Genomic DNA, 17,391 nt, shown 5'->3' on the forward strand with positions numbered 1-17,391 from the left:
CCGGCATCAAAAAAACAAAAACCGCCACAAAGCCAACACCAGCAGCGTGCAAAAAGCCGCCACCAGATCGTCGAACATCACCCCCCAAGCCCCGCCCCAGCCGCGGCCCTTAAAGGCGCGGTCGGCCCAAGCCACCGGTTCGGGCTTGACGGCGTCAAAAAATCGAAACAGCGCAAACGCCAGCAACTGCCCCAGCCAGCCAGCCGGCGCGATCAGCCACAGCACCAGCCAAAAGGCCACGATCTCGTCGATCACGATGTAGCCCGGATCGTTGGCACCGCTTTGGCGCAGCGTGATGGCCGTGGCCCACCAGCCCAGCAGCAGCGCGGCCGCAATCATCAGCCCCCAGGCCCAAGCGGGCGGCTGCCACAGCAGACTGACCCACACGAACAGCGCCCACGCCAGCAAGGTGCCGACGGTGCCGGGCGCACGCGGGCTCAGACCGGCACCAAAGCCCAGCGCCAGCGCGTGCGCCGGATGCGCCAACATGAAACGCAGCCCCGGCGGGCGCAGAGGCTCGATGGCAGCCTCGGACACCGTGGTGGGCTGTGCGGGGTGCGGGGGTGGGCTGGGCGGGGCGGGTTGCGCCACAGGCTCCGGAGAATGGGGCTCGGGATTCATGCAAACCAGCCCTCAAAGCCATCCACCGGCTCAAAGCGCCGGCCCAGCACGCGCAGCCTGGTGGGGCCCGGCAGCAGGCGCTCGGGCTGCGGGTGGCAGGGGTCGCCGGGGTAGCACAGGCCGCGCAGCGCGCCTTCGGCAAAGGGGGCGGGCTCGATGCACGGGGCGCGCCGCGCCAGTGCCTGCTGCCACGCCGCCGCCGCGCTGTCGAAGCGCGCCAGCTCGGCCAGCGCCATCAGCTGCGGCGCGATCAGCTCCAGCTCGTGTGCCCAGTGGCGCTGCAGGGCCTCGCGCGGGGCCAGCCAGAGGGCCTCCACCGCCTCGCGCTGATCGGGCTGCGCCTGCTGCCCCGGTGGCAGCAGGGCGAGGAAAAACCGGGTGTCAAAGCGCGCCGTGCCCACCACCGGACTGCGCGGCGTGATCCAGCGCGACCACGGGCGCAGGGCCGCCGTGTGGGCCTGCAAGCCGTGCGCGCGCAGCGCCTCGAGCCAAGGCTGGCCTGGTTGCAGGCGCTTTTGCAGGTCTAGGGGCGGCCAGCGCCCTCGCGGGCCCTCCGCAGGCGCCGCCAGCAGCACCCCGGCCTCCTCGTGCAGCTCGCGCAGCGCCGCCAGATGCAGCCCGCGTGCCTGTGCGCTGGGCGTGTGCGGCTCGTTGAGCTGGTGGGCAAAATCGGCCTCGGGCTGGTCGAGCACCGGCAGCCAGTCGGGCGTGCAATCGGCCGCATCGAGCTTGCCGCCCGGAAACACGTAGTAGCCGCCCAGCACCTCGGTGCCGGGGTGGCGGCGCAGCAGCAGCACCTGCAGCCCATCGCAACCCTCGCGCAGCAACAGCACCGAGGCCGAGGCGCGCGGTGGCCGGTCAGACACCTCGCTCGGGGCGGGGGAATGGGTGGGGGCGGGGGCGGGAGGTCGGTCTGTGCTCGGGCTCATGGCACCATTGTGGCACCGCCGGCGGCCCCATTGCGAGCTGCAGGGCACACACTGCAACCACCACCAAGCATGTCCACCCCTTGGTCGATTGAGCGCGCTGGGGCTGGGGCGAAGGTTGGGCGCAGGCACAGCCCAGCCCCCCGCTCAAGCAAAGTGATCGAAACCCTTTAGCTCAACCCCGGGCGGCAGCGCGTAGGGCTGCAGGCGCTCGTCCACCAGGCTGCACTGCGGCCCCGCGTCGGTGGCCGCCACGATGCGGCCGATGCGGCTCAACTCCAGCCCCAGTTCGCGCCCGAGGCGCTCGAGTGCGGAGCGCGCCGCCACCGGCGCGGTGTACAGCAGCTCGTAGTCGTCGCCCCCGGCCAGCACACAGGTGAGCGCCAGCGCGGGCTGCACCAAAGCGAGCGCGCGCACGTCGGGGCCCACGGCGGGGCTGGCCAGCAGGGCGGGCACATCGAGCTGCGCCGCCACCCCCGAGGCGCGCAGCACATGCCCGAGGTCGGCCAGCAGGCCATCGCTCAGGTCGATCGCGGCGTGCGCCAGCCCGCGCAAGCCCTGCCCGAGCGCCAGCCGGGGCTCGGGGCGCTCCAACCGCTGGCGGCAGCGCACCAGCGCCGCCTCGGGCAGGCGCCAGCGCCCGCGCAAAGCCTCCAACGCCAGCCGCGCCTGGCCCAGGCTACCGCTCACGTACAGGTCGTCGCCCGCCAAGGCGGCGTCGCGGCGCAGTGCCAGCGCCGGCGGCAGCTCGCCAAACACCGTGATGCACACGTTGAGCGGCCCGGCGCAGGTGTCGCCCCCCACCAGCGCGCAGCCGTGTGCGTCGGCCAGGGCCAGCAGGCCGGCGGCAAACTCCTGCACCCACGGTTCATCGATTTGCGGCAGCGCCAGCGCCAGCACAAACGCCAGCGGCCGCGCACCCATGGCCGCCAGATCGCTCAGGTTCACCGCCAGCGCCTTGTGGCCGAGCGCGCGCGGCGCCACATCGGGGAAGAAATGCCGCCCCGCCACCAGCATGTCGGTGGATACTGCCAGCACCTGGCCCGGGCCGGGCTGCAGCAGCGCGCAGTCGTCGCCATTGCCCAGCCGCACCCCAGCGTGCACGCCGGGCTGCGCCAGGGGGTGCTGGAAATAGCGCCGGATCAGATCGAATTCGCCCAGCGCCATGCGCCCCCCTCAGCCTTGCAAACTTCAGTGGAGCGACGACGAGCCGGCCACGCCCTCGGCGCGCAGCACAAAGGCCGCCACCGGAACCTCGAAGCGCTGGCCGTCAACCGCCACACAAAAGAAGTGCCCGCTCATCAGCCCCATGGGCGTGCGCAGCGGCACGCTGCTGCTGTAACGAAAGGCCGCGCCGGGCTGCAGCAGCGGCTGCTGCCCGACCACGCCCAAGCCATCGACGGTCTGGGTCTGGCCGCGCGCGTCCTCGATCTCCCAGTGGCGCGCCACCAGTTGTGCCGCCACCTCGCCGCTGTTGCGGATGGTCACGGTGTAGGCAAACAGGTACAGCGGCGCGGCCGGGTCGGATTGCTCCGGCACGTACTCGGGCTCGACTTCGCAAGTGAATTGATAGCGTGACATGCCCTGATTGTGCCTTCATGCACCGATCTGTGGCCAAGTGGTGGCACAAATCCATGCACGCCAGCAGGCCGAGCAGGCTCGTGCGACAATAAAACGTTTACGCCATTTCAGTTTGACATTGCGCTGCTTTCGTCCTGCCCAGCTCGCCCTACCCACCTCGCCCTCCCACCAGCCGCCGCCCCAGCCATGAGCACCTACCGCATCGCCCCTTCCATTTTGTCGGCCGACTTTGCCCGCTTGGGCGAGGAGGTGCGCAGCGTCATCGCCGCTGGCGCCGACTGGATCCACTTCGACGTCATGGACAACCACTACGTGCCAAACCTGACCTTTGGCCCCATGGTCTGCCAGGCGCTCAAGCCCCACGCGCAAAAGCCCGACGGCACCCCGGTGCCGATCGATGTGCACCTGATGGTGCAACCGGTGGATGCGCTGGCCGGCGCCTTCATCGACGCCGGGGCCGATCTGGTCAGCTTCCACCCCGACGCCAGCACCCACGTGCACCGCAGCGTACAAGCCATCAAGGCGCGCGGCTGCAAGGCCGGGCTGGTGTTCAACCCGGCCACGCCACTGGACGTGCTCGACTGGGTGATCGACGACCTGGATCTGATTTTGATCATGAGCGTCAACCCCGGCTTTGGCGGCCAAGGCTTCATCGATTCGGCGCTGCGCAAGGTCGAGCTGGCGCGCCGGCGCATCAAGGCCAGCGGGCGCGACATCCGGCTCGAGGTCGATGGCGGCATCAAGGCCAGCAACATCCGCCGCGTGGCCGACGCCGGCGCCGACACCTTTGTGGCCGGCAGCGCCATTTTTGGCCAGCGCGACTATGCCGCCGTGATCGCGCAGATGCGCGCTGCGCTGGCCTAAAGACGGGCTTCGGATCGGGCTCGGGCACCCCAAAAACCAGCGCGCACTGCGGACAAACCCGAAGTCATTTGATACCAGCGCCCGAATCTAGGGTTTTGTGATCAAATAGCGATCAGTCTATTTTGATCAGGCCTCGCTTTATGTCTGCTCTCCTGCGTTTTCCGTCTGTGCTGCGTCCCGGTGTGTGGGTGATGCAGCGCCTGCCCATGGGCTTTAAGCTGCTGGTGATGGCCGCGGTGCTGCTGGTGCCGCTCGCGCTAGCGGGGGCATTCATCATTTACAACCTCTGGGGCGAGCGCAGCTACACGCAACGCCAACTGCAAGGGCTGGAACTGCAACAAAGCCTGATGGGGTTGGCGCGGCCCTTGCTCGAACAGCAAGGTCAGGGGTATCTGCTGCTGGCCGGCCATGCGCCTGCCACGGCCGCGCTCGATGCCGCGCGCACGCAACTGCGCCCCGCATTGCAGGCATTGGAGCAGCAGGTGCAACGCCATGGCGCTGCCGATCTAATACAAAAGTGGCAGCCGCTGCGCGACGATATCCAAACTCTGATCAACCTCACGCCCACCGCGCGCAGTGCCAGCGACTGGTACAGCGCACACCAAAGCGCAATGGAGCGCTTGCACGATTTTTCCTTGCTCAACGGCGAAATCTCGGCCCTGCTGCTCGACGGCGAGCGCGCCGTGTTCTTCCTCGTCGATGCCTTGGTGCAGCGCCAGTTGCCGCTGCTGCAAGCCAGCGCGCATGTGCGCCACGAAGGCGCTGCGCTGCTGCTGCAGCATGAGGCCCAGGGGGTAAACGCCGAGCTGATCGCGCGCGCCATGCGACTGGGGGTACAGACTGAAAACATCAACCTTGTTTTGGGCCAGATCGAACAGCGCCTGGCTACCTTGCGCTCCCTCGGGCAGCCCGTACCGGCCGCTTGGCCAACCCTGCAAGCCGCCGCTACCGACTACAGCGCACGCGTGCGCGCGGGCATAGGCACCGGGACACTTGATGGCCCAGCGCAGCCACTCCTGGAGCAAGGCGGCCTGTTGCTGGTGGCACAAATGGACTTGAACCGCCAGCTGACTGCACAACTGCAAGAGCAGCTCGAGCTGCGCCAAAGCCGGCTGCTGTGGCAGCTGGCAGGCTTGGTGCTGGCCAGTGTGCTGGTGCTGCTGGCGCTGGTTTACGGCATGGCGTCGCTGTATATGGCCACGCTCGACGGCTTGCGCCAGCTCACCGGCGTGTCTGAGCGCGCCGCCCGCGGCGACCTGACCGGCAGCGTGCAAATCGGCGGCCAAGACGAAATAGCACACATGGCGCAGCAGTTCAAGCGCATGCTCGACACCTTGTCGGCGATCGTAGCCGACGTGCGCAGCGTGGCGGCCGTGCTCAACCACATGGGCGAGCGCTTGGTCAAAGATGCCAGCAGCTTGTCGGACCGCACCCAGTCGCAAGCGGCCAGCCTGGAGCAAGCCAGCGCCAACATCCGCGAGGCCACCGAAACCGTCGCCCGCAATAGCGAAGGCGTGCTTGAAGTCAGCCGCGTCAGCTCCAGTTTGCACCAACAAACCGAACACGCCAGCGGCCTCATGCACCAGACCGTGAAAGGCATGGGCACGCTGCAACACACCTCCAAGCGCATGAACGAGATCATCGGCGTGATCGACAGCATCGCTTTTCAGACCAACATCCTGGCGCTCAATGCGGCGGTCGAGGCCGCGCGCGCCGGCGAGGCCGGGCGCGGTTTTGCCGTGGTAGCCTCCGAAGTGCGCTCGCTGGCCCAGCGCAGCCAGACCGCAGCCGGCGAGGTGCGCCAACTGATCGCCGAATCCACCAGCCGCGTGCAAACTTCGGTGACCGAAATCAACGGCGTCAACGCCGAAATGGAGCAGCTGGTGCGCGGCATCCGCGACATCACCCAACGCATCGACGCCATGGCCGTGGCCAGCAACCAGCAGGCGGCGGCCCTCAAAGAGGTGGCGCAAGCCATGACGCAGCTCGACAGCGTGACCAACGACAACGCCGCCATGGTCGAGCGCAGCGCGCACCACGCCGCCGATTTGCAGTCGCACACCACCGACCTCGAGCAAGCGGTTCAGCACCTGCACCTGACCCAAGGCACCGCCGACTTGGCGCGCCAGCTGGTGGAGCGCGCGTATGCCCACGTGCAGCAGGTGGGTTATGCCCGCGCCAGCGAAGACTTTTACCGTCCAGACGGCACTTTCATCGACCGCGACCTCTACATCTTTGTGCTCGACCGCGCCGGGGTGTACCGCGTCATGGGCGCCAACCGCGCCAAGACCGGCACCCGGGTGCACGATGCGCCGGGCATAGACGCCGAACGCTTCATGCGCGACATCTGGACCCAAGCCGAAGAGGGTGGCGGCTGGGTTGAATACAATATCGTCAACCCCTTGACCGGCGACGTGCGCGGCAAATCGTCTTTTGTGCTGCCGCTCAGCGACGACTTGCTGATTGGCTGCGGCGCCTACCGCAGCGCGCTCCAATCCGGCTGACACCCATACCCTAGCCCTTTGCCAACTGCCTCAGCTCCCGCCGACACCGCCGACCCTGCAGATTCGCCCGAGCTGTCGAGCCGCATGACGGCACCTGAGCGCCGCGCCAGCGCGGCGCTGGCGGCGATTTTTGCGCTGCGCATGCTGGGGCTGTTTCTGCTGCTGCCGGTGTTTGCGCTCGAGGCCGTGCACTACCCCGGTGGCGACAACCCGCTGCGCGTCGGGCTGGCGCTGGGCATCTATGGCCTGACGCAGGCGCTGCTGCAGATCCCCCTGGGCATGGCCAGCGACCGCTGGGGCCGCAAGCGCATCATCCAAGCCGGCTTGGCGCTGTTTGCCATCGGCAGCCTGGTGGCGGCTTGGGCGCCGACGCTGGAGTGGCTGACGCTGGGGCGGGCGCTGCAAGGTGCCGGCGCGATCTCGGCCGCCGTCACCGCCCTGCTGGCCGACCTGACGCGCGACGCCGTTCGCACCAAGGCCATGGCGCTGGTGGGCATCAGCATCGCGCTCACTTTTGCCCTGTCGCTGGTGCTGGCGCCGCCGTTGGTGGCCGCCGTGGGCCTGGGTGGTTTGTTCGTGCTTACGGCGGTGCTCGCGGTGCTGGGCATGTGGGTGGTGGCGCGGGTGGTGCCGCCCGAGCCACCGCGGCTGCCGACAGCGGCGCGCGCCAGCCTGCGCACGGTGCTGCTCGACCACCGGCTGGCGCGCCTGAACCTGGGCGTGTTCATGCTGCACGCGGTGCAACTGGCGCTGTGGGTGGCGCTGCCGGCGCTGCTGCTGCAAGCCGGGCTCGAGGCGGCCAAGCACGGCTGGGTCTATCTGCTGGCGGTGCTGGCGGCGTTTGGCGTCATGGGCGCGCTGCTGTTTAGGCTCGAGCGCCGCGGCTATCTGCGCGCGGTGTTTCTGGGCGCCATCGGGCTGATCGCGCTGGCGCAGCTGGGCCTGTGGTGGAGCGCCAGCTTGGGCGCGCCGCCGCTGGCGCTGCTGGCGCTGCTGCTGTTCTTGTTTTTCATAGGCTTCAACACGCTCGAAGCCAGCCAGCCCAGCTTGGTGTCGCGCCTGGCCAGCGCGAGCCAGCGCGGGGCCGCGCTTGGGGTCTATAACACCTTGCAATCGCTTGGGTTTTTTGTTGGCGGGGTGGCCGGCGGGGCGCTGCTGGCGCTGTGGGGCATCGACGGCCTGTTTTTGGCCTGCACCGCCCTGACGCTGCTGTGGCTGCTGCTGGCCTGGGGCATGCCGGCGCTGCCAGCGAGTGCGCCGCAGCGGCGCGGTGCTGCGCTGGCCGCTACCGATACCAAAACATAGGCGGTACGGCAGCCGCCACAATGCCCAAGCCCAGTCCCGGTGAGGCAATGAGGCGTGCCCTTAAGCCCTTCAGCAGATGCGTGGCAACTGCTCGCCGCTGAGCCAATCGACGACGCGGCGCCCGCCAAACCGGGTGCGCATCTGCACAAACTGCTGCGCGTCGGCCTGCACGCTGCCGATCTGCGCGGCCTCGCGCGCCAGCGGGTGCGCGCGCATGGCGGCCAGCACCACCGGTGCGGCGGCCGGGTCGCAGATGGCCACCAGCTTGCCTTCGTTGGCGACGTAGAGCGGGTCGAGCCCGAGCAGCTCGCACGCGGCATCGACTTCGGGCAGCACCGCAATCGCGGCTTCGTCGAGCACCATGCCCACGCCCGATTGGCGCGCGATCTCGTTGAGCGTGGTGGCCAGGCCGCCGCGGGTGGGGTCGCGCAGCACGCGCACGGCGCCCGGCGCAGCGGCGAGCACTGCGGCCACTAGGGTGTGCAAGGCGGCGCTGTCGCTCTGCACGCTGGTGGCAAAAGCCAGCGATTCGCGCTGCGACAGCACCGCCACGCCATGCGCGCCGATGGGGCCCGAGAGCAGCACCGCGTCGCCTGGGCGCGCCTGGCGGCCGCTGATCGACACGCCAGCTGGCACCACACCCACGCCGGTGGTGCTGATAAAGACGCCGTCGCCCTTGCCGCGCTCCACCACCTTGGTGTCGCCGCAGACCACCGGCACGCCGGCAGCGCGCGCGGCCGCACCCATGGAGCGCACGATGCGCTGCAAATCGGCCAGCGGGTAGCCTTCTTCGATAATGAAGCAAGCGCTCAGGTACAGCGGCTGCGCGCCCAGCATGGCCACGTCGTTGATGGTGCCGTGCACCGCCAAGCTGCCCAGATCGCCCCCCGGAAAAAAGATCGGCGACACCACATGGCCATCGCAAGCCATGACCAAGCGCCCAGCGGCAGGGTCAAAGCCGGGCAGGGGCAGGCTGGCGCCGTCGTCGCCCTGGCGCAAGTACGGGTTGTCGAGCTCGGCCAAAAACAGCTCTTCGATCAACTGCGCCGCCGCCTTGCCGCCGGCGCCGTGCCCCATGTCGATGCGGCCGCGCTTGATGTCCAGTGGCCGCTGGTAGGGTTTGCGCGCGGCGTTGTCGGGGGTATCTGGGGTATCGGGGGGGGCGCTCAAGCTGGCACCTCGTCGGCTTGGGTGGGCACGGCGGCCACAATGGGGATGTCGCGAAAACGTCCGTAGGTGTAGTGCGCCGCGCACGCGCCTTCGCTCGAGACCATGCACGAGCCGATGGGGTTTTCGGGGGTGCAGACGGTGCCGAAAATCTTGCACTCGCGCGGCTCTTTGACGCCGCGCAAAATGGCGCCGCATTCGCAGGCCTTGTTGTCGGCCACGCTGCGGTATTGCAGGCCATAGCGTTGCTCGGCGTCGTAGGCGCTGTAGCGCGGCCGAATTTGCAAAGCCGAGTGCGCCAAGCTGCCCAGCCCGCGCCACTCGAAGCTCGGGCGCAGCTCAAACACCTGTTCCATCAGCGCTTGGGCGCGCAGGTTGCCGGTGGGCGTGACGGCGCGCGTGAACTCGTTTTCGACTTCGGCCCGGCCCTGGTTGACCTGGCGCACCAGCATCAAAATGGCTTGCAGCACGTCAAGTGGCTCAAAGCCGGCGATCACCACCGGCTTGCGGTAGTCGCGCGCAAAGCGGGCATAGGGCTCGGAGCCGATGACGATGCTGACGTGCGCCGGACCGACAAAGCCTTCGATCTCGGCCGTGGCGCCCTCGTCGGCGTGGGCACCGTCGAGGATGGCGCGGATGGCCGGCGGCGTGAGCACGTGGTTGCACATGACGCTGAAGTTGCGCAAGCCGGTGCGCTCGGCCTGATCGAGCACCAGCGCCGTGGGCGGGGTGGTGGTCTCAAAGCCGATGGCAAAAAACACCACCTCGCGCTCGGGCTGCTGTCGCGCCAGTTCGAGCGCGTCGGCGGCCGAATAGACCATGCGGATGTCGGCCCCGCGCGCCTTGGCTTTGAGCAGCGAGGCGCCCTCAGAGGCCGGCACGCGCAGGGTGTCGCCGTAGGTGCACAGGGTAATGGGCTGGCGCAAGGCCAAGTCGATGGCCATATCGAGGCGCCCGATGGGCAGCACGCACACCGGGCAGCCGGGGCCGTGGATCATGCGCAGATTGGGCGGCAGCAGATCGAGCACACCGTAGCGCGAAATGGCGTGCGTGTGGCCACCGCAAAACTCCATGAAGCGGTAGCTGTGGAGCGGGTCGGCTTCGGCGCTGATGCGCGCCGCGATCTGACGCGCCAGCGCGCCGTCGCGAAACTCGTCGATGTATTTCATGGCGCGGGCACCAGCCGGCCGCGGGCGACGGCGGCGTCGGTGTTGTCGGCGCTGCGCTCGAGTTCGGCAAAAATGGCCAGCGTGTGCTGCGCTTCTTCGGGGTCGAGCAAGCCGATGGCGTGGCCGACGTGGACGATGACGTAGTCGCCCACCACGGCTTCGGGCACCAGCGCCAGCGAGACGCTTTTGCGGATGCCGCCGAGGTCGATCAGGCCTTGGTCGTCGCTCAGGCGCTCGACCAGCAAGGCGGGGATGGCTAGACACATAGGGGGTTCTCCTGGTAAAAGGATGCAGGGCAAGGGGCAGCGGCCAGCTCTTGCGCGGCCACCCAGGCTTGGCCCAGCGCCAGCCCGGCGTCGCCGCAGCCTTGTGCGGTTTGCAGATACACGTGCTGGCCGGCCTCGATTAGGCGCGCTTGCAGGCGCTGGCGCAAGATGCGGTTGTAAAAACAGCCGCCAGCCAGCGCCACGCTGCGGGTCTGGCGTGCGCGGGCGGCGGCCAGCACCCAGTCGGCCAGGCCGTCGGCCAGGCGCAGGTGGAAGGCGGCGGCGAGGGCGGCTTGGGCGGCGATGGAGGGGGCGGGGGCGGTATGGGCGCTGGGCGGGGCAGCGGCCCTATCAGGAGCAGTGGGCAGGGTGGCATTGGCGGTGCGCCCGAGCCGCAAGGGTGCGGCCGCTTCGTGCAGCGCCAGCCAGAGCGGGCGTAGATCGAGGATCTGCGAGGATGTCAGGGGTGTGGCGGTGGCGTCGAAGCCGGTTCCGACGCCGGTTGCCGATTGCGTTGCGGCTCCGGGCAGCAGACTGGGCAAAGGCAGATCGGGCAGGGGCGTGCCGCGCTCCAGCGCCCGTGCCGCTGCCTGCTCCAAGGCCACGGCGGCTTGGGCTTCGTCGTCTTGCTCTAGGCACAGGCCGAGCGCGGCCGCAGCGGCGTCGAACCAACGCCCGGCGCTGCTGCTGAGCGGACAGTTCAGGCCGCGCGCCAGCATCTGTTGCACCGTGGCGGCGCGACTGGCGCCCACACGAGCGCCCCAGTGCGCGCCGATCTGTGCGCCTAGGCCGCAGGCGTGCAAGGCGCTGGCCGCCATGCGCCAAGGCTGGCGCGCCGCCTGGTCGCCCCCGGGCAGCGCCAGTGGGTGCAGGTGGCCCAGGCGCTGCCACTGGGCGCCCTCAAGCCAGAGCAGCTCGCCACCCCAGGCGCCGCCGTCGCTGCCCAGCCCAAAGCCGTCCAGCGCCAGCCCGAGCACCGGTTCGTCCAAGCCGTGCGCGGCCATGACGGCGCCGATGTGGGCCCGGTGGTGCTGCACGGCCACCGCCGGCAGACCGAGTTCGGCCGCCAGCTCCTGCGCCAGTTGGCTGCTGTAAAAGTCGGGGTGCAAGTCGTGCGCCAGCGCCGCCAAGGGGGGGCCGCCGCTGGCGCGTGCCTGCCGTATCAGCGCCAGCGCGGAGGCGCGCAGCGCCATACAGGATTGGGGGTCGCTCAGGTCGCCGTGCACCGCCGTCCACTGCACCCGGCCACCTTGGCACAGACAGGCGCTGTTTTTCAGCCACGCCCCCAGTGCCAGCACGGTGGCAGCTGAGGGGGCAGGGGTGGCGGTGCGGCTCATCGGGGTGGGCATGAAAGGTCAGATGCTCAAGCGCTGGGCGCCTAGGCGATTCACCCGAGTGCCGCCGCCGTGTGGCGCAACTGCGCCAATTCGGCTTCGAGCTGTGCCACACGCGCGCGTAGGGCCTGCTCAGAGGCGTGACTGTGGCCCGCGCCGCGTTCATGCCCGTGCCCGTGCTCGTGGTCGTGGTCGTGGCCCAGCTCGTGCTCAAGCCAGTGCAACCAGTCGTCAAGGCCGGCGCCGGTGGTGGCCGACACCTGCAGCACCTCGATGCTGGGGTTGACGCGCCGCGCCAGCTCGATGCAGCGCGCGACGTCGAACTGCACATGCGGCAACAGGTCGATCTTGTTCAGGATCATGAGCCGGGCGGCGGCGAACATGTCGGGGTACTTCAGCGGCTTGTCCTCGCCCTCGGTGACGGACAGGATCGCCACCTTGGCGCGCTCACCCAGATCCCAGAGCGCCGGGCAGACCAGGTTGCCGACATTTTCGATGAACAGCAGGCTGGGAGCGGTGTGTTCGTGGCCGTGGGCGTGTGCATGGCTGTGCCTGACGCCGTGCGCGTGCTGGTGGCCATGATCGTGGCCGTGTTCATGAACATGGGCATGGCGTTGCTCATGGCTGTGCTTGTGCAGTTGCGCAAAAGCCGCCGCCACCATGGGCGCGTCGAGGTGGCAGCCCTTGCCGGTGTTGATCTGGATCGCGGGCGCGCCGGTGGCGCGGATGCGCTCGGCGTCGAAGGCGGTCTGCTGGTCGCCTTCGATCACCGCCACCGGCAGCGCCGGGTGGCGCTGGCGCAGCGCCTCGATGGTGGCGCAGAGCAAGGTGGTTTTGCCCGATCCGGGGCTGGACACCAGGTTCAACGCCAGCACCCCGTGGGCCGCAAAGTGCTCCCGGTTGTGCGCGGCGATGCGGTCGTTGGCGCCCAGAATGTCGTGCTCGAGCTTGATCGCCCGCGCTTGGCTCAGACCAGGCACCGAGACCCTGGCCGCACCGGCGCCGTAGTCGAGGTCGCCACTGCGCGGGTCGATGCGCGGACCCGTTTCGGGCACAGGGGCATCGACGGCGGCGGACGTGGTTTGGGTGCCCGCTTGTGTCAGCGGCTTGTTCAGTTGCGCGGACGCTTCGTTGCGCCGGGTCTGGCTGCATCCACATACGACACACATGGTTCAAATCTCCTGGGTTGGGGGCGATTGGCGGGCACAATATCTCATCAAAGGGGTGGACCGCGCAGACCCGCAAGGTCAATCATCGCTCACTTGCAAGTCGAGCACGCGCAATTCCATGCCCCCGGTGGGCTCGAGCAAGTAACTCGAGCAGGCCGGGCAGGGGTCGCCGCGCTGGGCGATCGGCACACGCGAGTTGCAACCCAAACACCAAGCCTGCCCCGGGGTCTCGATCAGTTCGATGCGTGCGCCGTCGAGCCGCGTACCCGGCGCGATGCAGTCGAGGGCAAAGCGCAGCGCCGCCACATCGACCCCAGCCAGTTGCCCAACCTCGAGGCGCAATTCAAGCACACGGGCAAAGCCCTCGCGCTGCGCGCAGTCATCGACCAGTTGCAACACGCCCCCGGCGAGGCTGGCTTCATGCATGGCGCATGCCTTGGCACACAGTTGATTTAGGCCGCCAAATGGCCCGCCAGCAGCAAGCCGCCACCAGCCAGCATGGCCCCGCCCAAACCCGTGACCGCTATTTGGCGGCTGCGCTCGGACAACCAGCGCTGCACGCCCAGGCCCAACAACATACCCGCGCCGTGCAACGCTGCGGTGGCCGCCACGATACCCAAGGCATAAGCAGCCAGGCCGGCGCCAGGCGCTGCAAAACCGTGCGACAAACCGTGCAACAGCCCAGCCAAAAGCACCAAGGTCAGCCCCACACCCAGCGGCAGGCGCTGGCGCGTGGCGGCCAGCAGCAGCAACACCCCGAACAACAACACCGAAAGCGCCAGCGCCCACTGCATGAAGGGCAGCATGAAACCCGTCAGTCCGAGCAGCGCCGCCAGCGGCAGCGCCAGCAAAAACAGCGTCGGGCCTTGCCAGGCTCTGCCGACCGGCAGCGCCAGCACGGCCCACAGCCCCACGGCCAGCACCGCCAACAGGTGATCGAGCGCAAAAGCGTGCGCCAGACCGTCTGTCAGCGTGTGGCCGCCGTGGCCAGGATGGGCTGCGGCAGCCCCGGCAGCCAGCAGGCCGCCGAGCAACACTGCAGTTCGAATGATTTTTGCTTGCATGGTAGTTGTCTCCTAAAAATTTGTGGGCACAGGCTAGGGATGCAAGGATCCAAGCAAACGCCAGGCCATTTTTTGCAAAACGGGTGTAAACCCTAGGAACAACGCACCGTGCCGTTGATTTCCCGCCATTCTGCAACAGCACAGCGCGCCGGTGTGCGCACACAGTGGGCACAAGCGGCAAGAATGCTTTGCACCCGAGCAGCCCAAGTGCAAGTCTGTTGTCCGCTTTAAATTCAGGCCCAAAATGCCTCACTCGGTTCTTTCCCCCTATGCCCGCCACTGCCAACCCCGATCAATAGGCCAACTCGTTTCAATCGATGCCCTGCCGAGTGCTAACGCGTGCATCCGCAGACGCTACACTGCCTTCAGCCACAAGGCCTCTAGGCCTTGGCACCCAGCTGCAGCGCCCCCATGAGCACCCATCAATCCACCGCAGCCACTTCATCCGCAAGGCCAGCGGAGCCGTGCCCCGCTTGGTTGCAAACGCTTTGCACCGATTCGTCCTTGGTGCTGTGCGCCACCACGCGCTTGGCCACCGAACTGCGCCAGCGCCATGGCCAATGGCAGGCCGCCAAAGGGCAGCGCAGTTGGCAGGCGCTGGATTGCCGCACCCTGGGCCAGTGGCTGGCGGCGCTGCGTCAACAGTGGTTGCTGCGCAGCACGCCGCCCATCCCCGAGTTGGCACGCACCCCCTTGAGCGCTTGGCAGGAGCGCGAGCTCTGGCAGCGCCTGATCGCGCAGCGCCTAGGCCCCGAAGCGCCGTATCTGTTTGACTTGCCCGCGCTGGCGCAGTCGGCGCAGCAGGCGCTGGCTTTGCAGCTCGTCTGGGACGTTGAGGTGGGCGCGCCGCCGCTGGCGGCCGAAGCGCAGCAGTACCTGCTGTGGCGCAGCGATTTTTGGGCCGAGTGCGCGGCGCAGGGCTGTGCCACCACCGAGCAGCTCGACCGCGCCACCGTGGACGCGCTGGCCAGCCTAGATCAAGCGCCTGCCGGGCCGGGCTGGCCGCAGCGCCTGCTGCTGGCGGGCTTTCCGCGCCTGAGCCCTTTGTTGCAAGCGCTGCTGCAGCAACTGCAGCGGCTGGGGCTGCAGGTGCAACAGCTGGCCGATGAGCCCGCTGCCGAGCGCATCGAGCTGCGCAGCTACCCCGACGCCGCCGCCGAGTGCCTGGCCGCCGCGCAGTGGGCGCAGGCGCAGCTGGCGCTCGATGCGCAGCGGCGCATCGCCATCGTCGCGCCCGATCTGCGCGCGCTGCGCTTGCAGCTGCACGACACGCTGCAAGACGTATTGGCCCCCGAGCTGCTGCACCCGCAGCGCGCCCAAGCCGCGCCGCCCTTCAACCTGTCGCTGGGCGCGCCGCTGGCCGAGCAGGCGCTGGTGGGGGGGGCGCTGGCGCTGCTGCAGTGCCTGGCGCGGCCCGACGAGCTCAGCCTGAACGACGTCGGCGCGCTGCTGCGCCACCCCTACTGGTCGGCGCCCGACGAGGCGCTGGTGCGCGCGCAGCTCGATGCGCGGCTGCGCAGCGCGCTGCCGGCACGGGTGGCGCTGGGGCAGGTGCTGGCTTGGGCCACGGCCCAGCGGGGGCGCTGGCAGGGTCCCGACCCAGCGCCATCGGAGCCCACCCAGCCCAATCAACTCGATCAGCCCAACGCGCCTGCCCCATGGCCCAGCGCCCAGCCCGCACCAGCGCTGTGCCTGCAGCACCTGCAGCACCTGCAGCAGCTCGCCGCCCGTGCCGCTGGCCAAAGCCACCCGCCCTCGCACTGGGCGGAGCTGCTGCCCGGCTGGCTGGAGCAGGCCGGCTGGCTGCACCGGCGCAGCCTCTCGAGCCCCGAGTTCCAGGCGCTGCAGGCGTGGCAAGAGGCGCTGGCCGAACTGGGCCGCCTCGACGCCTGCTGCGGCCCCTTGCGCCTGGGGGGCTGCGTGCAGCGCCTGCAAGCCTTGTGCCGCGAGCGCATTTTTCAGCCACAAAGCGTGGGCCAGCCGCGCTTGCAGGTGCTGGGCGCGCTCGAAGCCAGCGGCTTGCGCTTCGACGCGGTCTGGGTGCTGGGCTTGCACGCCGCCGCGTGGCCGCCGCCGCCGCAGCCCAACCCTTTGCTGCCCTATGCCGCCCAGCGCCGCGCCGCCAGCCCCAACGCCAGTGCCGCCGTGCAATACGCCTTTGCGCAGCAGGTGCAGCAGCGGCTGCTGTGTACCGCGCCGGCGCTGTGGCTGTCGTGGCCGCGCAGCGCCGAGGCGGCCCCGTGCCAGCCCAGCCCCTTGTTGGCGGATCTGCCCAGCGCCAGCACCTGCGAGGCAGCGCCAAACCCGCACTGGAGCGCGCAGGCGCTGCGCAGCGGCCAAGCGCTGGCGGCGCACACCACCCTAGACGATGCCTGGGCACCGCCCATGAGCGCCGAGGAAGCGGCGCGTGGCGGCAGCGCCTTGCTGCGGGCCCAAGCCCTGTGCCCGGCTTGGGCCTATTACCAATACCGGCTCGCGGCGCTGGGCCTGCCCGATGCCGCCGAAGACCTCGACGCACGCCAGCGCGGCAGCCTGATGCACGCCGCGCTGGCGCGGTTGTGGCAGGCGCTGCGCGACTCCACCACCCTGCACGACCTGAGCGCGGCCGCGTGCCAAGCCGCCATCGAGCAAGCCTGCTGCGGTGCCCTCGAGGACTACCTAGCCAAACCCGACCAGCCGCCGTTGTCGGCGCGGCGGCGCGCCCTGGAGCAGCGCCGCTTGGAGCGGCTGCTGCAGCGCTGGCTCGAGATCGAGCGCACCCGGGGCAGCGGCTTTGCGGTGGTGGGCATCGAAAAAAACGAGACCGTGGAGCTGTGCAGCTTGCAGCTCAAGCTGCAAATCGACCGCATCGACCAGCTCGACGACGGCCGGCTGCTGGTGATCGACTACAAAAGCAGCCCAAGCATCGACACCCGCAACTGGTCCAGCCAGCGCCTGAGCGAACCGCAACTGCCGCTCTACGCCACCTGCGCCACGCTGCCCCCAGGGCAGGTGGCTGGCGCCCTGTTTGCCAAGGTGCGGCCCGCCGACCCCGGCTGGGCCGGTCTGGTGGCCGACGACGCCGCCCACCCCCAGCCCAGCGCCCAAAGCACCCTGCGCTGGGACAGCAGCCGCAACCGCGCGCGCTACCCACCCACGCGCTTCCCCGGCTGGGAAGCGGTGCTGCAGCACTGGCGCGAGCGGCTGCAGGCGCTGGCCGCCGAAGTGCGCGCCGGCGACGCCGCTGTGCGCTTGGCCGACCCGGCGCAGCTGCGCCACTGCGAGGTCTTGCCGCTGCTGCGCCTGAGCGAGCGCCGCAGCCAGTGGCTGGCGCTGCAGGCCCAAGCTACCGCAGGCGCGCCCATGGCGTAGCTGCAACCACGCCCGCAGCCGCAGCCCAACCCAGACCGCCGAACCACCCGCCCTAGGCCCACGCCCCAGC

Annotated in this window: 14 protein-coding genes and 1 pseudogene; 4 read left to right on the plus strand and 11 right to left on the minus strand. The window is 69.3% G+C overall.

Features of this window, described 5'->3' with window-relative positions; translation table 11 throughout:
- Nucleotides 1-6: 6 nt before the first annotated feature.
- The 4 genes from SMCB_RS10390 to apaG form a co-directional block, all read right to left on the minus strand.
- The gene (locus SMCB_RS10390; protein ID WP_082027363.1) at nt 7-621 is read right to left on the minus strand and encodes a phosphatidylglycerophosphatase A family protein; all 615 of its coding nucleotides are present in this window, start codon (nt 619-621) and stop codon (nt 7-9) included.
- Complete coding sequence (locus tag SMCB_RS10395) at nt 618-1,550, minus strand: NUDIX hydrolase (RefSeq protein WP_231851204.1); 933 nt, start codon at nt 1,548-1,550, stop codon at nt 618-620. Before SMCB_RS10395 ends, SMCB_RS10390 begins: the two co-directional genes overlap by 4 nt.
- A 144-nt stretch (nt 1,551-1,694) precedes the next feature.
- Nucleotides 1,695-2,714 carry a thiamine-phosphate kinase gene (gene thiL, locus SMCB_RS10400; protein ID WP_045536836.1) on the minus strand — a complete coding sequence of 340 codons (1,020 nt, stop codon included), beginning with the start codon at nt 2,712-2,714 and terminating at the stop codon, nt 1,695-1,697.
- Nucleotides 2,715-2,738: 24 nt separating this feature from the next.
- On the minus strand, nt 2,739-3,128 hold the full coding sequence (gene apaG / locus SMCB_RS10405) for a Co2+/Mg2+ efflux protein ApaG (RefSeq protein WP_045536841.1): 390 nt from the start codon (nt 3,126-3,128) through the stop codon (nt 2,739-2,741).
- A 186-nt stretch (nt 3,129-3,314) separates the two neighbouring features.
- On the opposite strand from apaG, the gene rpe reads away from it, so the two are divergent.
- The 3 genes and pseudogenes from rpe (at nt 3,315) to SMCB_RS10420 (ending at nt 7,801) form a co-directional block, all read left to right on the plus strand.
- Nucleotides 3,315-3,992, plus strand: coding sequence for a ribulose-phosphate 3-epimerase (rpe, locus tag SMCB_RS10410; protein ID WP_045536842.1), 678 nt, complete (start codon nt 3,315-3,317; stop codon nt 3,990-3,992).
- Between the two features lie 1,259 nt (nt 3,993-5,251).
- Nucleotides 5,252-6,496 (plus strand): annotated as a pseudogene (locus tag SMCB_RS13345) (methyl-accepting chemotaxis protein); the annotation flags it as partial.
- Nucleotides 6,497-6,580: 84 nt separating this feature from the next.
- Entirely contained in the window at nt 6,581-7,801 is a 1,221-nt protein-coding gene (locus SMCB_RS10420) for an MFS transporter (protein WP_045536845.1), read from the plus strand.
- Between the two features lie 69 nt (nt 7,802-7,870).
- On the opposite strand, the gene hypE is transcribed toward SMCB_RS10420, so the two are convergent.
- The 7 genes from hypE to SMCB_RS10455 all read right to left on the minus strand — a co-directional run bounded on the left by hypE (nt 7,871) and on the right by SMCB_RS10455 (nt 13,970).
- On the minus strand, nt 7,871-8,878 hold the full coding sequence (hypE, locus tag SMCB_RS10425; RefSeq protein ID WP_082027470.1) for a hydrogenase expression/formation protein HypE: 1,008 nt from the start codon (nt 8,876-8,878) through the stop codon (nt 7,871-7,873).
- 89 nt (nt 8,879-8,967) lie between these two features.
- The gene (hypD, locus tag SMCB_RS10430; RefSeq protein WP_045536849.1) at nt 8,968-10,137 is read right to left on the minus strand and encodes a hydrogenase formation protein HypD; all 1,170 of its coding nucleotides are present in this window, start codon (nt 10,135-10,137) and stop codon (nt 8,968-8,970) included.
- A complete protein-coding gene (locus SMCB_RS10435; RefSeq protein WP_045536851.1) occupies nt 10,134-10,403 on the minus strand; it encodes a HypC/HybG/HupF family hydrogenase formation chaperone in 270 nt (89 codons plus the stop codon). Before SMCB_RS10435 ends, hypD begins: the two co-directional genes overlap by 4 nt.
- Nucleotides 10,394-11,752, minus strand: coding sequence for a Kae1-like domain-containing protein (locus SMCB_RS13220; RefSeq protein WP_275451287.1), 1,359 nt, complete (start codon nt 11,750-11,752; stop codon nt 10,394-10,396). The genes SMCB_RS10435 and SMCB_RS13220 overlap by 10 nt, the downstream gene beginning before the upstream one ends.
- A 38-nt stretch (nt 11,753-11,790) precedes the next feature.
- Nucleotides 11,791-12,906, minus strand: coding sequence for a hydrogenase nickel incorporation protein HypB (hypB, locus tag SMCB_RS10445; protein WP_045536855.1), 1,116 nt, complete (start codon nt 12,904-12,906; stop codon nt 11,791-11,793).
- 78 nt (nt 12,907-12,984) lie between these two features.
- Nucleotides 12,985-13,332, minus strand: a complete 348-nt coding sequence (locus SMCB_RS10450; protein ID WP_045536857.1) for a hydrogenase maturation nickel metallochaperone HypA/HybF — start codon at nt 13,330-13,332, stop codon at nt 12,985-12,987.
- A gap of 26 nt (nt 13,333-13,358) precedes the next feature.
- Complete coding sequence (locus SMCB_RS10455; protein ID WP_045536859.1) at nt 13,359-13,970, minus strand: HupE/UreJ family protein; 612 nt, start codon at nt 13,968-13,970, stop codon at nt 13,359-13,361.
- A gap of 411 nt (nt 13,971-14,381) precedes the next feature.
- On the opposite strand from SMCB_RS10455, the gene SMCB_RS12240 reads away from it, so the two are divergent.
- Nucleotides 14,382-17,321 carry a PD-(D/E)XK nuclease family protein gene (locus SMCB_RS12240; protein ID WP_082027365.1) on the plus strand — a complete coding sequence of 980 codons (2,940 nt, stop codon included), beginning with the start codon at nt 14,382-14,384 and terminating at the stop codon, nt 17,319-17,321.
- The last annotated feature ends 70 nt before the right edge of the window (nt 17,322-17,391 follow it).

The sequence above is a fragment of the Serpentinimonas maccroryi genome, from assembly GCF_000828915.1.
Classification (GTDB): Bacteria; Pseudomonadota; Gammaproteobacteria; order Burkholderiales; family Burkholderiaceae_C; genus Serpentinimonas; species Serpentinimonas maccroryi.

Excerpts from the sequence above, each read along its gene's own strand:
- SMCB_RS10390 (WP_082027363.1), bottom strand. The coding sequence starts at position 621 with ATGAATCCCGAGCCCCATTCTCCGGAGCCTGTGGCGCAACCCGCCCCG.
- SMCB_RS10395 (WP_231851204.1), bottom strand. The coding sequence starts at position 1,550 with ATGAGCCCGAGCACAGACCGACCTCCCGCCCCCGCCCCCACCCATTCC.
- thiL (WP_045536836.1), bottom strand. The coding sequence starts at position 2,714 with ATGGCGCTGGGCGAATTCGATCTGATCCGGCGCTATTTCCAGCACCCC.
- apaG (WP_045536841.1), bottom strand. The coding sequence starts at position 3,128 with ATGTCACGCTATCAATTCACTTGCGAAGTCGAGCCCGAGTACGTGCCG.
- rpe (WP_045536842.1), top strand. The coding sequence starts at position 3,315 with ATGAGCACCTACCGCATCGCCCCTTCCATTTTGTCGGCCGACTTTGCC.
- SMCB_RS10420 (WP_045536845.1), top strand. The coding sequence starts at position 6,581 with ATGACGGCACCTGAGCGCCGCGCCAGCGCGGCGCTGGCGGCGATTTTT.
- hypE (WP_082027470.1), bottom strand. The coding sequence starts at position 8,878 with ATGGGGCACGGCGCCGGCGGCAAGGCGGCGGCGCAGTTGATCGAAGAG.
- hypD (WP_045536849.1), bottom strand. The coding sequence starts at position 10,137 with ATGAAATACATCGACGAGTTTCGCGACGGCGCGCTGGCGCGTCAGATC.
- SMCB_RS10435 (WP_045536851.1), bottom strand. The coding sequence starts at position 10,403 with ATGTGTCTAGCCATCCCCGCCTTGCTGGTCGAGCGCCTGAGCGACGAC.
- SMCB_RS13220 (WP_275451287.1), bottom strand. The coding sequence starts at position 11,752 with ATGCCCACCCCGATGAGCCGCACCGCCACCCCTGCCCCCTCAGCTGCC.
- hypB (WP_045536855.1), bottom strand. The coding sequence starts at position 12,906 with ATGTGTGTCGTATGTGGATGCAGCCAGACCCGGCGCAACGAAGCGTCC.
- SMCB_RS10450 (WP_045536857.1), bottom strand. The coding sequence starts at position 13,332 with ATGCATGAAGCCAGCCTCGCCGGGGGCGTGTTGCAACTGGTCGATGAC.
- SMCB_RS10455 (WP_045536859.1), bottom strand. The coding sequence starts at position 13,970 with ATGCAAGCAAAAATCATTCGAACTGCAGTGTTGCTCGGCGGCCTGCTG.
- SMCB_RS12240 (WP_082027365.1), top strand. The coding sequence starts at position 14,382 with ATGAGCACCCATCAATCCACCGCAGCCACTTCATCCGCAAGGCCAGCG.